The organism is Streptomyces similanensis, from assembly GCF_039543625.1.
Taxonomy (GTDB): domain Bacteria; phylum Actinomycetota; class Actinomycetes; order Streptomycetales; family Streptomycetaceae; genus Streptomyces; species Streptomyces similanensis.
In genome coordinates, this window is the sequence record NZ_BAABKC010000006.1 from 54063 (window position 1) to 68218 (window position 14156).

Genomic DNA, 14156 nt, shown 5'->3' on the forward strand with positions numbered 1-14156 from the left:
CCGCGGCCTCGCCCGGCGCCGCGGGACGGTCGGTGATCTCCGCGTTGTTTGCCCCGGGGCCGGGCCGGTAAGTGCATAATCGCACCGAGCCGGAGCGGCCACGGAGACGCGGACACGACCTACGGAGGACGGCACATGGCGTGGCTGCTGGTCATCGTCGCGGGACTGCTCGAGACCGGCTTCGCGGTGTGTCTGAAACTCTCCCACGGCTTCACCCGGCTCTGGCCGACCATCGCCTTCTGCTGCTTCGCCCTCGGCAGCTTCGGCCTGCTCACCCTGTCGCTGCGCAAGCTCGACGTGGGGCCCGCGTACGCGGTGTGGACCGGGATCGGGGCGGCGGGCACCGCGATCTACGGCATGGTCTTCCTGGACGACCTGGTCTCGGTGCTGAAGATCGTCTCGATCAGCCTCGTCATCATCGGCGTGATCGGACTCCAGCTGTCCGGCTCCCAGCACTGACGTCCCTGCCGGGACCGGCGGGGCCGGCGGGGCCAGTGGGGCCGGCGGGCCGTGGCTCAGACCGGTCGCCGGTGGCGCAGCGCGCCGCGCACCAGTGCGGCGGTCCCGCCCTCGCCCGGCGGCGCCGTCACGCAGGACAGCGCGAGCCGGAACACCAGTTCGCAGACGTCGGCCGGGACGGCGTCCGCCGCCCGCGGCGCGGAGACGGCGGCCGCGGCGCGGTCGCGGGCCGCCGCCAGCAGGCCGCCGGGCGACAGCGGCGGTCCGGCCGGCCACCGCTGGGCCGGAACGGCGGGCAGGTACGACGCCGCCGACCAGGCCACTCCGCCCGACTCCCCGCCCGCCACCGCACCCGCCGGCGTGGGCAGCCGGTCGCTCCAGCAGCCGGTGAGCAGGGCCTTGACCAGCGCGTTCCCCCGGGCGGCCGCGACGGTCCACTCGGCGGCGGCGGTCAGCCGCTCCCGCGGATCGGCGGTCCCGGCCAGCGCGCGGTCGATCCCGGCCAGGAAACCGGCCGCCTCCCTGCGCACCAGCGCCCGGGCCAGCCCGTCCTTGCCGCCGAACTCGTTGTAGAGGGTCTGCCGGGAGACCCCGGCCGCCGCGGCCACGTCCACCATCCGCACCGCCGGCCACGGCAGCCGGGCCAGCGCGACGTACGCGGCGTCCAGCAGGGATTCCCGAGCTGCGGGCATCGTCGCCTCCCCGGGCCGAGCGGCTCCGCTGCCAGATTTGACGCGCCCGCGAGCACTGTCAAGGGTCCTCGGCGCGACCCGGGCGACGCGCGCCCCGTCCTGGCTGGCCCCCCGGCACGCCGGGCCGATACCGTTCCCCCATGCCCGACTACCTCGATGACCTGCGTCTGGCCCACGTCCTCGCGGACGCCGCGGACGCCGCCACCATGGACCGGTTCAAGGCCCTCGACCTCAAGGTCGAGACGAAGCCGGACATGACTCCGGTCAGCGAAGCGGACAAGGCGGCGGAGGAGCTGATCCGCGGCCAGCTCCAGCGCGCCCGCCCGCGCGACGCGGTGCTCGGCGAGGAGTACGGCGTCCAGGGCACCGGCCCGCGCCGCTGGGTGATCGACCCCATCGACGGCACCAAGAACTACGTACGCGGCGTCCCGGTGTGGGCCACGCTGATCTCGCTGATGGAGGCCGGCGAGGGCGGCTACCAGCCCGTCGTCGGCGTCGTCTCCGCGCCCGCGCTCGGCCGCCGCTGGTGGGCCGCGCGGGGGCACGGCGCCTTCACCGGCCGCAGCCTGTCCCAGGCCTCCCGGCTCCGGGTCTCCCAGGTGGCCCAGCTGTCGGACGCGTCCTTCGCGTACTCCTCGCTCAGCGGCTGGGAGGAGCAGGGCCAGCTGCACGGGTTCCTGGACCTGACCCGCGAGGTCTGGCGCACCCGGGCCTACGGCGACTTCTGGCCGTACATGATGGTCGCCGAGGGGTCGGTCGACTTCTGCGCGGAGCCCGAGCTGTCGCTGTGGGACATGGCCGCGAACGCGATCATCGTGACGGAGGCCGGCGGCACGTTCACCGGCCTGGACGGCCGCCCCGGCCCGCACAGCGGGAACGCGGCCGCGTCCAACGGGATCCTGCACGACGAGATGCTGGGGTATCTCAACCGGCGTCACTGAGACCAGAGGGACGCCTGCGCGCGCCCCCGGTCGGCCGCGCGCGCCCCCTTGTTGACCCGTGCTCCGCCTGCGACTCTGGGAGTCCCCCACTTGTGAACTTGTGAATCCCCGCACGAAGTGGATTCCAGGAGGAGGTGGCTCCATCCCATGCTCGTCCGCGACGCCATGAGCACGGTGGTCCTCACCATCGGCCCCGCACACACCCTGCGGCAGGCAGCCGTCCTGATGTCCGCGCGCCGCGTCGGCGCGGCCGTGGTGCACGATCCCGACGCCGGCGGCATCGGCATCCTCACCGAACGGGACATCCTCAACTCCGTGGGCCTCGGCCAGAACCCGGACACGGAGTACGCCCACGCCCACACCACCACCGACGTCGTCTTCGCCGCGCCGTCCTGGACGCTGGAGGAGGCGGCCGGCGCCATGGCGCACGGCGGCTTCCGCCACCTGATCGTCCTGGCGGACGGCGAACCGGCGGGCATCGTCTCGGTCCGCGACATCATCCGCTGCTGGGCGCCGAAGCGGCGGCCCGCGGCGCGCGTTCCGGCCTGAGCGCGCCCGCCCGGCGGCACGCCGACGGGCCGGGCCCCCGAGGGGGCCCGGCCCGTCGCCGACGACAAGCGGTCCAGTGCTGGAGTCAGCCACGCAGGGCCTGGAGCGCGGCCTCCAGCCGCTTGCCGAAGTCTGCGTCCGCTTGGCGGAAGTTGGCGATCGCGCGCTCGACGATGTCCTCGCGCGAGACCTGCGCGAGGGCGCCCGTCAGGTTGCCGATCAGGCGGTCCTTCTCCTCGTCCGTCATCAGCCGGTAGAGGTCGCCGGCCTGGACGAAGTCGTTGTCCTCGGCGTGCAGCGGCGCCTCGTGGTCGCCGGTGACGCCGGAGACGGGGACCGGCTGCCACAGCGGCCGGCCGGTCTGCACCGGGCCGCCAAAGCTGTTCGGCTCGTAGTTCTTCGCGCCCTTGTGGCGGCCGTCGTAGAGGGCGCCGTCACGGGAGTTGGTGCGCGCCTCGGTGGCGTGCGGGCGGTTCACCGGCAGGTGGTCGGCGTTGATGCCGACGCGGTAGCGGTGGGCGTCGCCGTAGGCGAAGAGGCGGCCCTGGAGCATCTTGTCCGGGGACGGGCCGATGCCGGGCACGAAGTGCGCCGGGGAGAAGACCGACTGCTCGACCTCGGCGAAGACGTTCTCCGGGTTGCGGTTCAGCTCCAGCTTGCCGATCTCGATGACCGGGTAGTCCGCGTGCGACCACACCTTGGTCAGGTCGAACGGGTTGAACCGGTAGGTCGCGGCCTCGGCGGCGGGCATGATCTGCACGCCGACCGTCCAGGTCGGGAAGTCGCCGCGCTCGATCGACTCGCGCAGGTCGCGCTGGTGGGAGTCGGGGTCCTGGCCCGCCAGGACGTCCGCCTCCTCGGCGGTCAGGCACTTGATGCCCTGGTCGGTCTTGAAGTGGTACTTGACCCAGAAGACCTCGCCGGCCTCGTTGTTCCACTGGAAGGTGTGCGAGCCGAAGCCGTCCATGTGGCGGTACGACGCCGGGATGCCGCGGTCGCCGAACAGCCAGGTCACCTGGTGCGTGGACTCCGGCGACAGGCTCCAGAAGTCCCAGACGTTGTCCGGCTCGGTCGAACCGGTGTACGGGTCGCGCTTCTGGGTGTGGATGAAGTCGGGGAACTTGATGGCGTCCCTGATGAAGAACACCGGGGTGTTGTTGCCGACGAGGTCGTAGTTGCCCTCCTCGGTGTAGAACTTCAGCGAGAAGCCGCGCGGGTCGCGCACGGCGTCCGCGGCGCCGAGGTTGCCGGCCACGGTGGAGAAGCGGAGGAAGGTCTCCGTCCGCTTGCCGACCTCGGAGAGGAACGCGGCGCGCGTGTACCGGGTGACGTCGGCCGTGACCGTGAAGGTGCCGTAGGCGCCGGCGCCGCGGGCGTGCACCACGCGCTCCGGGATGCGCTCACGGTTGAAGTGGGCGAGCTTCTCCAGCAGGAGCTGGTCCTGGACGAGCACCGGCCCGCCGGCACCCGCGGTCTCACTGTTCTGGTTGTCGGCCACCGGAGCACCGGCCTCCGTCGTGAGCGGTCCCTGGGTCACGTCGCCTCCTGCGGAAAATCCGTCTGATCCTGTCGCTTGGCCAAAGCCAGGCTCGATCCTACAATGGACATTGTCTAAGTCAAGTTGAACTCCAAGTTCACACTCGTTCGGGATCTGTGTCCCTTTGCTGTTAGGCTGGTGGGTATGAGCGACCTTCTGGAACGGCTGCGCGGACGCGGATGGCGGATGACCGCGCAGCGTCGCGTCGTGGCCGAGGTCCTGGACGGCGACCACGTGCACCTGACGGCCGACGAGGTCCATGCGCGCGCCGTGGCGAAGCTGCCGGAGATCTCCCGCGCGACCGTCTACAACACGCTGGGCGAGCTGGTCACGCTGGGCGAGGTGCTGGAGGTCAGCACCGACAGGCGCGCCAAGCGGTACGACCCGAACGCCCACCGGCCGCACCACCACCTGGTGTGCGCCGGCTGCGGCGCGATCCGGGACGTCCACCCGGGCGGCAACCCGCTGGCGGACCTGCCGGACTCCGAGCGCTTCGGCTTCACGGTCTCGGACGTCGAGGTGACGTACCGCGGCCTCTGCCCGAACTGCGCCGCCGCCTGACGGGCGACCGCCCGACCCGCACGACGACGAGCCCCGGCACGGGAAGTGCCGGGGCTTCGCGCTGCCACTTGGAGCGCCGGGGCTTCGCGCTGTGCGTCGGCGAACGCGCCACCGGACGCGCATACACCTAGGGCCGGAATCCTGATCGGATTCCGGCCCTAGGTCTTCAGTAGCGGGGACAGGATTTGAACCTGCGACCTCTGGGTTATGAGCCCAGCGAGCTACCGAGCTGCTCCACCCCGCGTCGATGAATGGAACACTACGTGGTCGACGGCCCCGGATGCAAATCGCTTATGGAGAGCGTCCCGCGGACCGTTCGGCCCGGTCCGGGGAAGGGGTGGAGATCCCCGGTCCGGGAGCCGGCGGTCACGCGGACAGCTCCTCGCGCAGGGCGTCCCTGAGGCGGGTCGCCCGGGCGGCCACCTCGCGGGGGCCCAGGGCCGCGGCGCGGTCGGCCCAGCGCTGGCCCTCGGCCAGTTCGCCGCGGCGGGCGTGGACGAGGGCCAGGCGCAGCGCCGCCCGGCCGTGCCCGGCGTCGGCGGCCCGGGTCCACCACACGACCGCCTCCGGCTCGCTGCCCTCCCGGGCCAGCAGCAGCCCCAGGTTGAACGCGCCGTTGCGCGAGCCGGCCTCCGCCGCGGTCCGGTACCACCGCGCCGCCTCGACCACGTCGCCGCGGGCCGCGGCGAGCATCCCGACCCGTACCTGCGCGCGCCGGTGCCCCTGGGTCGCGGCCCGCTCGTACCACTCCTCGCACTCGGTCTTCTCGTGGACCGCCGACTCCCCGAGTTCGTGGGCGGGCACGGGCGGGCGGCGGGCGTCGAGCACGGTCGCCAGCCGGTAGGCGCCCTCCGCGCTGCCGCCGCCGGCCGCGCACCGCAGATGCCGCTCGGCGTCCTGCTCGTCCCCGGCGGCCAGCCGGGCCATGCCCACCTGGAGCGCCGCCTCGGTGTGTCCGGCGGCGGCCGCCCGCTCGTACCACCTCAGGGCCTCGGCCGTCAGGTCCCGGCCCGCGTAGAGGATGCCCAGGTTGAAGGCGGCGTCCACGCTCCCGGCCTCCGCCGCCTTGGAGAACCACGGCTCGGCCCCGGCGGTGTCGCCGCCCTGGAGCAGCAGGACGGCCAGCGCGTTGGCGGCCTCGCGGTGGCCGGCGTAGGCCGCGCGCCGGTACCACTGCTCGGCCTGGGTGGTGCGGCCCTGCTCGGCGCAGAGCAGGGCGAGGTTGTAGGCGCCGTTGACGTCGCCGGCGTCCATCGCCGCCCGGTACCACCGCTCGGCGGTCTGGGTCTCGCCGCGCTCGGCGTGCAGCGCGCCCAGCGCGTTGGCGGCGTTGCCGTCGCCGTCCTGGGCGGCGCGCAGCCACCACACGGCGGCGCTCTCGGTGTCCCCGGCGTCGCGCAACAGGAAGCCGAGGGCGCAGGCGGCCTGCGGCTCGCCGTCCTTGGCGGACGTCAGGTACCAGCGGCCGGCCTCCTTCAGCTCGCCGCGGCCCTCCAGGATGGCGCCGAGGTGCAGCGCGGCGCGCCGGTGGCCGCGCGCGGCGGCCTGCCGGTACCACTGCTCGGCCTCCGCCCGCGGCTCCGCGCCCCCGCCGTCGGCGCCCGCCTCCGTGGCCCGCCGGTCCAGTGCCCGGGCCAGCCGGTACGCCGCCTCGCGGTGCCCGCGCTCGGCGGCGATCCGCATCCAGCGCTCGGCGCCGGCGTCGGCGCGGTGGTCCAGCAGGTCGGCGAGCGCGTAGGCGCCGAGCACGTGTCCCTGCTCGGCGGACTGGCGCAGCCAGTACTCGGCGGCGGGCTCGTCGCCGCGCTCGCGGTGGTGCCGGCCGAGCGCGTGCGCGGCCGGGGCGGAGCCGGCGACGGCGGCGATGCGCCACCAGCCGGCCGCCTCGTCCGGGTAGCCGCGCTGCTGGAGCAGCACGCCCAGGTTGTTGGCCGCGGCCCGGTCGCCGGCCGCGGTGGCGGCCCGCAGGTGGGGTTCGGCCGCGTCGAGGTCGCCCCGGCGCAGCAGCATGGCGCCGAGGACGCTCATCGCCTCGGCGTCGCCCGCCTCGGCGGCCAGCCGGCGGCGCGCCAGCTCGGCGACCTCGTCGGCGGCGGCGCCCGTCTCGTCCCGGGCCCCGTCCACGATCTCCACGGGATCGACTGCCAGCGCAAATCGCCCTGAATCGAACAGAGTTACCTTGTCCCCCATAACGTCCATCGTCGCACCACCCGCAACCCGGGTACACCTGGTATACCGCAGCCAGTGAGGTCACTTCAGCGTTTTGTCGACATGCCCACAGAGAGACAAGTCAAACACATTTGGCCCAACTCCCCACGGCGGCGCGGCGGTCCTGCACGTCGGCACATCCGTTCGCCCACGAACGGAAGGCCCGGATCCGCATCGGACCCGGGCCTCGCGTCGACTGCGACGGTCAGCCGCCGCTCTTCGCGCCGTTCTTGGCACCGTTCTTGGCGCCCGAGCCCGCGGCCTTGTCCGCCGCCGCCTGCGCCTGCTCGGCGCGCTTGAGGGCGGCCTGGAGCTCCTTCTGGGCCTCGTCGTAGGCCTTGAAGTCGGGCACCTTCAGCGCCTTCTGGCCGTCGTCGAAGGCCTTCTGGGCGTCCTTCAGGGCCTGTTCGACCGTCGGGTCGGCCGAACCCGGCGGTTTCGTCGTGCCGGTGTCCGGTGGCGGGTTCCCCGATCCGGACGTGCCGAACACCTTGTCGAGGGCCTGGCCGAGGGTGTCCTCGAACGCCGTGGTGCCGCCGAAGCTCACCAGCACCTTGCGCATCAGCGGGTACTTGAGCTGTCCACCGCGCACATAGACCGGTTCGACGTAGAGCAGCCCGTCGTCGAGCGGGATCGTCAGCAGGTTGCCGTACTCGATCTCCGAGTCGCCGCCTCTGATGAGCCGGACGAACTCGGCGATGTTCTGCTGCGAGTTGGAGTTGAACTGGCTCTGCACCTGTTTGGGGCCGCCGACCGTCGTGCTCGCCGGCAGCTTCAGGAGTCTGATCTTGCCGTAGTCGGGCGTGCCCGCCTGGGAGTCCACCGCCATGTACGCGCTCAGCGTCTCCCGGCCGTTCGGCGTGAAGGTCGTCGTCAGCGAGAACGCCTGCGCGTCCTGGTCGGGCATCTTCATCGTCAGGTAGTACGGCGGCACCGAGTTGCCCGACTTGTTGGTCGGGTCGACCGGCACCTGCCACACCTCGCTGCCGCTGAGGAAGGTCTGCGCGTCCGTCACGTGGTAGCGGGTGAGCAGTTCACGCTGCACCTTGAACAGATCCTGCGGGTAGCGCAGGTGGGCCATCAGGTCGGCGGAGATGTCCGCCTTGGCCTTCACCGTGCCGGGGAACGCCTTCATCCAGGTCTTCAGGACCGGGTCCTCGGTGTCCCACTGGTACAGCTTGACCTCGCCGGTGTAGGCGTCGACGGTCGCCTTCACCGAGTTGCGGATGTAGTTGACCCGGTTCTGCTGGGCCACCACCGCGCGCTGGTCGTTGTTGTAGGTCAGCGAGTCCGCCGTGGTGTCGCCGAGCGTCGTACGGGAGGCGTAGGGGTACCCGTTCGTCGTCGTGTAGGCGTCGACGATCCACTGGATGCGGTGGTCCACCACCGCCGGATAGGCGTCGCCGTCGATGGTCAGCCAGGGCGCCACCGCCTCGACGCGCTCCTTGGGCGTGCGGTTGTACAGAATCCGCGAACCGTCGCCGATGGCACCGGAGTAGAGGATCTGCGGCTCGCCGAACGCCACCGCGTACGCCGCCCGGTTGAGCGTGCCGGAGAGACTGACGCCGCTCCCGCCCCGGTAGGTGGTGGTCGCCTCACCGTCGCCCGCCGGATAGTCGATCTCCTTCTGGGGACCGCCGACGATCGAGTAGGTGGTGGTCTTCTCGCCGTAGTAGACCCGCGGTTCGTACGTCCCGAGGTCGCCGGTGGACGGCACGTCCTTCTCGGTGAAGACCGGCTCGCCGTTGCTGGCCTCGGTGCCCTTGGCGGCGACCAGGCCGTAGCCGTGGGTGTACCGGAAGTGGGTGTTGATCCAGTTCTTCTTGACGCCGTCCAGGTTCAGCTCGCGCAGGCCGACGACCGTGTCCTGGACCTTGCCGTCCTTGGTCGGGTACCGGTCGACGTCCAGGTTGTTCGGGAAGGCGTAGTAGCCCCGGATCTGCTGGTTCTGCTGGAAGGTGGGCGAGACGATGTTGGGGTCGAGTATGCGGGTGCTCGCCGTCTTGTCGACGTCGTCGCGCAGCGTCGACCTGTCCTTCGTCGTGCTGACTCCGTCGTACGGGGACACCTTGGTGTCGTCGATGCCGTAGGCGGCGCGCGTCGCCTTGATGTTCTTCTCGACGTACGGCGCCTCCTTGGCCTGCTCGTTGGGCTGGACCTCGAACTTCTGGACGAGCGCCGGGTACAGGCCGCCGATCAGGATCGCCGAGAGCACCATCAGGCCGAAGCCGATGACGGGCAGCTGCCAGGTGCGCCGCCACAGGGTGGCGAAGAACAGCAGCGCGCAGATGACCGCGATGCAGAACAGGATCGTCTTGGCCGGCAGATAGGCGTTGGCGTCGACGTACCTGAGGCCGGTCCAGTCGCCGGTCGCCTTGAAGTCGCTGGACTTGACCGCGAGTCCGTACCGGTCGAGCCAGTAGGCGACGGCCTTGAGGGCGACGAACACGCCGAGCAGCACCGACAGGTGCCCGGTCGCCGCGGCCGTGGCCCGCGGGCCGGGGCTGGAGACCCGCAGCCCGCCGTACAGGTAGTGGGTCAGCGCGGCGGCGATCAGGGACAGCACCGCCGCGGCGAAGCCGAAGCCCAGCAGGAACCGGTACCAGGGCAGGTCGAAGGCGTAGAAGGAGATGTCGAGGTGGAACTGCGGGTCCGTCTTGTGGAACGGGACGCCGTTGACCCACATCAGCCAGGTCCGCCACTGACCGGCGGCGGAGGCGCCCGCGACCAGGCCCACCAGCGCGGTCACCGCGCACAGCAGCCACTTGCGGTACGGCGCGATGCCCATCCGGTAGCGGTCGAGGTTCTGCTGCTCCATCGACATGGCGCTCAGCGGCGGCCGCAGCCGGTGGGCCAGCCAGACGTTGAAGCCGACGGCCGCCGCCATCAGCAGCCCGAAGACGAAGAACAGTCCGACCTTGGTCGACAGGGTGGTGGTGAAGACCGACGAGTAGTGCACCGACCGGTACCACAGCCAGTCCGTCCAGAATCCGGCGAACATCGTGAACGCCATGGCCAGGACGACCAGGACGCCCAATGTCATGAGCAGGGTCCTAGCTCGCCGGGACGGGCGGCCGACTCTGATCCGCGGCCCCGTGGGGCCGCCGCCGCGGTCCGGCATCTGGAAAGCCAAGGTGCGCACCTCGAAAGTTCGCTGTTGGTCACTGTGGTCGCGTCAGGCCCCCGTGTTCGCGGGCCCCACGGTGCGCCCTGGGTTCCCGGGCCCACACCTATGCAACTTACTCACCGCTTACTCGGTTCCCGATTTCGGCCGGTAACGAGGCAGGATTGTGACCATGTCCAACACTCCCATGGCAGCGAACCCCCTCACCCGGGCCGTGCTCGAGATCGACGAGTACGCCTCCGGCCTCGGCTGGGACCAGCCCGCTCGCCTCTTCGCCCTCGTCGACACCGCGCGGCTGCGGACCCAGGAACCCGCCCTCGCGGCGCAGCTCGGCCTCGCCGACGAGCAGGAGACCTCCGGTCTCACCCCGATCGAGCAGGAGGAGATCCCGTCGAACCAGCCGCTCGACGAGTTCCTCGCCACCATCGCCTGGCCCGACGCCGTGGCCGGCTGCGCGCTGACCGTGGAGCGCCTGATGCTGCCGCCGTCCGCCGAGGCGCAGGTCCCCGAGGGGCTGAACGAGGCGAAGCTCGCCCAGTGGGTGGCCGGTCACCCCGAGCGCCAGGAGGTCCGCATGACGGTCGCCGTCCTGCGCGGGGGCGACCGCGATTCGGCGGTGCGGCTGCGCGAGAAGGACGCCGCCACGGAGGTCCTCACCGGCTCCGCTCTGGTGCCGGGGCTGGCGGACGCGCTGGCGGCGACGTTCGAGGACTGAGGACCGCCGTCCTGGGCCCGGCGCGCGGGTTCTTCCCGCGCGCCGGGGCGTGCGGGAGGGGCGCGCTCAGCTCTTGGCGGTGCACTTCGGCAGGTCGGCGGTCTTGCCGGCGTCGATGTCCTTGAGGGCGCCGAGGGCGTCGCCGATGGTCTTCACCTTGACCAGGGTGAGCCCCGAGGGGGTGTCCTCGGCCGCGGCGGCGCAGTTTTCGGCGGGCGTCAGGAAGTACTGGGCGCCCTTGTCGCGCGCGCCGACGGTCTTCATCTCGATGCCGCCGATCGGGCCGACCTTGCCGTCGTCGTCGATCGTCCCGGTGCCGGCCACGAACTTCCCGCCGGTCAGGCTGCCCGGGGTGAGCTTGTCGTAGATGCCGAGCGCGAACATCAGCCCCGCGCTGGGGCCGCCGACGTCGGCGAGCTTGATGTCGATCGTGAACGGGAAGGTGTGGTCGGTCCCGGCGGAGATGCCGACTATGGCGCGCTTGGCCCCGGTGTCGTCGGACTCGGCCGTGGTGAGGGCGACGTCCTTGCTGACGGTCGCCGTCCTGTTCTGCTTGGCGGCGGCGGCCTGGTCCTTCGCCGGGATGATCGTGAAGACGACCTTCTGCCCCGGCTTGTGCTTGGTGACCAGCGCGGCGACGTCCGAGGGCTGCTTGACCGCGGTGCCGTCCACGGCCTTGATGACGTCGCCGGCGTGCAGCCTGCCCTCGGCCGGGGTGTCCTTGACCACGGTGGAGACGATCACCCACGACTTCACCGGGATGCCGAGTTCCTTCAGCGCCGCCACCTTGGCGCTCTCCTGGGACTGGCTGAACTCCTCGGCGTTCTCCTGGGTCGACTGCTGCTCCGTCTTGCCGTCGGGGTAGAGCGTGTCGTGCGGGACGATCTTGTCGTCGTGCGCCAGCCAGCCGTAGACCGCCTCGACCAGGTTCATCCGGTAGTCGGCGCTGGTCACGCGGACGGTCGTCATGTTGAGGTGGCCGTCGGTCGGGTACGTCTTGTGCCCGGAGATCTGCAGCACCGGTTCGCCGCCGTGCTCGCCGAGCGTGTTGACCGTCGGTCCCGGGGACATCTCCGCGTAGGGCACGGGGAGGAAGACCCCCGCGCACAGGAGCGCGATCAGCATCAGGGTGGAGGCGAGCATCGTCGCGGTGCGGCGTGGCATGACTCGACAGTACGGGACGTACCTGTCCGCGCACCGTCAGGGCCGCCGTCCGTGCGGCCGCCTCAGGTGCCGGACGTCGACTTCTCCATGGCCTCGCGGAACCGGGCGTATCCGTCCAGCTCGGGGCCGTCGCTGCGGATTCTGCGGGTGCGGTTGGCCCAGCTCCCCCACAGGCCCGCGGCTATCGCGGCCACGAGCGGAATCAGCAACCAGGCGAGCGCCGCCATGCCGACCTCCCAACGCCGATCTCGAGCGATCGCAACTGACTGATCAGCAGATTAACCATCCGCTCTGACAACGCTCATGCCCGGGGGTGGGTTACGCAACCCAGGACACCGTGTGCGGGGCCGCCCGGGTCCGGCCCGGGGCCGCTCGGGTACGGCCCCGGCTCTAGCAGGCGCCCACCCACTCCTCGGTGCCGTCGGAGAACCTCTGGTGCTTCCAGATCGGCGCCTCGTGCTTGAGGTCGTCGATCAGCTTGCGGCAGGCCGCGAAGGCCTCCCCGCGGTGCGGGCACGACACGGCGACGACGACGGCGAGGTCGCCGACCCGCAGGTCCCCCACCCGGTGCACGGCGGCCAGCGCCCGCACCGGGTGGTCGGCGGCGACCTTCTCGGCGATCCGCCGCATCTCGGCCTCGGCGCTGGGGTGGCAGGAGTACCCGAGCGCGTCGACGTCGGCGCCCCCGTCGTGGTTGCGCACGGTCCCCACGAACAGCGCGGTCCCGCCGGCGGCGTCGTCCCCGACGGCCCGGAACACCTCGTCCAGGGAGAGCGCGGTGTCCCGGACGGCGATCAGCTTGATGGGATCGTCGGCGGCGTACTCGCCGGGGTGATCGTTGCTCGGAGCCATACCCCCATCGTGCCGCACCGCCCCGACGCCCCGGAATAGCGCTTTCACCCGGCACGCGCGCGTGCGCCTTTGTGAGGTCCTACAGGAGCGGCGAGGCACGGTGAGGAGCGGCGAGCAGCGGCGAGGAGCGGCGAGGAGCGGCGAGGCGCCCGTCCCGGGCGCTCAGATCCGCCGCCGCGCCTTCCGGGCCCGCCGCACCACCGCGGCGGCGCCCAGCAGCGCGACCGTCGCCCCCGCGGCCCCCGCCGCGGTGGCGTCCTTGCGGCCCAGCCGCCGCCCGACCACGGTGTGCCGCCCGGAGACCTCCGCCAGCAGCTCCGCGAGCACCTCCTCGTTGGTCCACTTCGGCCGCCATCCCGCGTCGTGCAGCCGGCTACCGCTGACCACCCAGGGATACATCGTGTACGCCAGGTCCCCCGCAGGCGACGGCGTCAGCCCGATCCGGTGCAGCCGCGCGGCCGCGCCCAGCGCGACGGCCGACGGCAGCTCCATCCGCCGGATCCCGCTCAGCTCCTCGACCTCCTCCTGCTCCAGCCACCCGTCGCACCCCACGGCCAGCTCACCGTCGACCTTCTCCAGCACCGCGTACTCCAGCGCCCCGCACAGGTCCTCCACGTGGCAGAACTGCCACGCGGGCCGCGACCCGGCCGCCACCAGCAGCCGGGGCGACTCGAAGTACCTGGTCAGCGCGGTGTCGGTGCCACCGACGAGCACGGCGGGGCGCACCACGGTGACGTTCAGCCCGGGGTGCGCGCGCGGCGCGCGGCGCGCCAGCCGCTCGACCTCCAGCAGGTCGCCGACCCCGGTCGCCTCCGCCGTCGCCCGCAGCTCCGCGTCCTCCGACAGCGGCAGCTCGTTGTCCGGCAGCGCGCCGTAGACCATCGTGGAGGTGCACAGCACGACCCGGTGCACCCCGGCCGCCGCGGCCGCGGTCAGCACGGTCTGCGTGCCCCGGACGTTGTACGCCGTGCGGGCGGCGGCGTCGCTCTCCAGGTCGAGGTCGAGCGCCAGGTGCACGACGACGTCGGCGCCGCGCAGCTTGTCGGCGATGGCCGGATCGCGCACGTCGAGGATGTGCCAGCGCGCCGCCTCGCACTCCCCGCGCCGCTCGTCGATGGCGACGACCCGCCGGATCTCGTCGGAGGCGGCCAGCCGCTCGGTGAGCAGGGCGCCGACGCCGCTCGCGGCTCCGGTGACCGCGACGACGGGTCCGCGCACGGCGGGAGTGCTCTCGTGGTTTCGCGCTGCGCGAACCTGTGGATCTGGGGAACTCACCGGGCGTCTCCAGCGGTTGTCTTCCATACGGGCGCGAATGACGCGTACGTACCAGGTGGCATCCATCCTGCCGCAGGCG

Annotated in this window: 13 protein-coding genes and 1 tRNA gene; 5 read left to right on the forward strand and 9 right to left on the reverse strand. The window is 72.1% G+C overall.

Annotated features, from left to right (window positions below; genetic code table 11):
• Positions 1 to 135: 135 nt before the first annotated feature.
• Positions 136 to 459, forward strand: coding sequence for a DMT family transporter (locus ABEB07_RS01885; RefSeq protein WP_164584426.1), 324 nt, complete (start codon positions 136 to 138; stop codon positions 457 to 459).
• Positions 460 to 515: 56 nt separating this feature from the next.
• Here the strand turns inward: ABEB07_RS01885 and ABEB07_RS01890 are convergent, their stop codons facing one another.
• Positions 516 to 1151: a TetR/AcrR family transcriptional regulator gene (locus tag ABEB07_RS01890; RefSeq protein WP_345666711.1), complete on the reverse strand. Its 636-nt coding sequence runs from the start codon at positions 1149 to 1151 to the stop codon at positions 516 to 518.
• Between the two features lie 140 nt (positions 1152 to 1291).
• Here ABEB07_RS01890 and hisN point away from each other — a divergent pair, with 140 nt between their 5' ends.
• Together hisN and ABEB07_RS01900 are read left to right on the forward strand one after the other, a co-directional pair.
• Entirely contained in the window at positions 1292 to 2092 is an 801-nt protein-coding gene (gene hisN / locus ABEB07_RS01895; RefSeq protein WP_345666712.1) for a histidinol-phosphatase, read from the forward strand.
• Positions 2093 to 2239: 147 nt separating this feature from the next.
• A complete protein-coding gene (locus tag ABEB07_RS01900; protein ID WP_176150442.1) occupies positions 2240 to 2641 on the forward strand; it encodes a CBS domain-containing protein in 402 nt (133 codons plus the stop codon).
• Between the two features lie 85 nt (positions 2642 to 2726).
• Here ABEB07_RS01900 and ABEB07_RS01905 read toward each other — a convergent pair whose 3' ends face one another.
• Entirely contained in the window at positions 2727 to 4178 is a 1452-nt protein-coding gene (locus ABEB07_RS01905; RefSeq protein WP_345666713.1) for a catalase, read from the reverse strand.
• A 144-nt stretch (positions 4179 to 4322) separates the two neighbouring features.
• Here ABEB07_RS01905 and ABEB07_RS01910 point away from each other — a divergent pair, with 144 nt between their 5' ends.
• Positions 4323 to 4739, forward strand: coding sequence for a Fur family transcriptional regulator (locus ABEB07_RS01910; RefSeq protein ID WP_345666714.1), 417 nt, complete (start codon positions 4323 to 4325; stop codon positions 4737 to 4739).
• A 170-nt stretch (positions 4740 to 4909) separates the two neighbouring features.
• Here the strand turns inward: ABEB07_RS01910 and ABEB07_RS01915 are convergent.
• The 3 genes from ABEB07_RS01915 to ABEB07_RS01925 all read right to left on the reverse strand — a co-directional run bounded on the left by ABEB07_RS01915 (position 4910) and on the right by ABEB07_RS01925 (position 10068).
• Positions 4910 to 4983: transfer RNA gene (locus tag ABEB07_RS01915), tRNA-Met, on the reverse strand.
• Between the two features lie 122 nt (positions 4984 to 5105).
• On the reverse strand, positions 5106 to 6938 hold the full coding sequence (locus ABEB07_RS01920) for a TPR domain-containing protein (protein ID WP_345666715.1): 1833 nt from the start codon (positions 6936 to 6938) through the stop codon (positions 5106 to 5108).
• A 214-nt stretch (positions 6939 to 7152) separates the two neighbouring features.
• Positions 7153 to 10068, reverse strand: a complete 2916-nt coding sequence (locus tag ABEB07_RS01925) for a UPF0182 family membrane protein (RefSeq protein ID WP_345666769.1) — start codon at positions 10066 to 10068, stop codon at positions 7153 to 7155.
• A 175-nt stretch (positions 10069 to 10243) separates the two neighbouring features.
• On the opposite strand from ABEB07_RS01925, the gene ABEB07_RS01930 reads away from it, so the two are divergent.
• On the forward strand, positions 10244 to 10786 hold the full coding sequence (locus ABEB07_RS01930; RefSeq protein WP_176150438.1) for a PPA1309 family protein: 543 nt from the start codon (positions 10244 to 10246) through the stop codon (positions 10784 to 10786).
• A 66-nt stretch (positions 10787 to 10852) separates the two neighbouring features.
• Here the strand turns inward: ABEB07_RS01930 and ABEB07_RS01935 are convergent, their stop codons facing one another.
• From ABEB07_RS01935 to ABEB07_RS01950, 4 genes are all read right to left on the reverse strand, one after another.
• Positions 10853 to 11950: a YlbL family protein gene (locus ABEB07_RS01935; protein WP_345666716.1), complete on the reverse strand. Its 1098-nt coding sequence runs from the start codon at positions 11948 to 11950 to the stop codon at positions 10853 to 10855.
• A 62-nt stretch (positions 11951 to 12012) separates the two neighbouring features.
• Positions 12013 to 12177, reverse strand: coding sequence for a hypothetical protein (locus tag ABEB07_RS01940; RefSeq protein ID WP_203634725.1), 165 nt, complete (start codon positions 12175 to 12177; stop codon positions 12013 to 12015).
• A 163-nt stretch (positions 12178 to 12340) separates the two neighbouring features.
• Positions 12341 to 12802, reverse strand: a complete 462-nt coding sequence (locus ABEB07_RS01945; RefSeq protein ID WP_345666717.1) for a molybdenum cofactor biosynthesis protein MoaE — start codon at positions 12800 to 12802, stop codon at positions 12341 to 12343.
• A 162-nt stretch (positions 12803 to 12964) separates the two neighbouring features.
• Positions 12965 to 14077, reverse strand: a complete 1113-nt coding sequence (locus ABEB07_RS01950; RefSeq protein ID WP_176150435.1) for an SDR family oxidoreductase — start codon at positions 14075 to 14077, stop codon at positions 12965 to 12967.
• Positions 14078 to 14156: the final 79 nt, after the last annotated feature.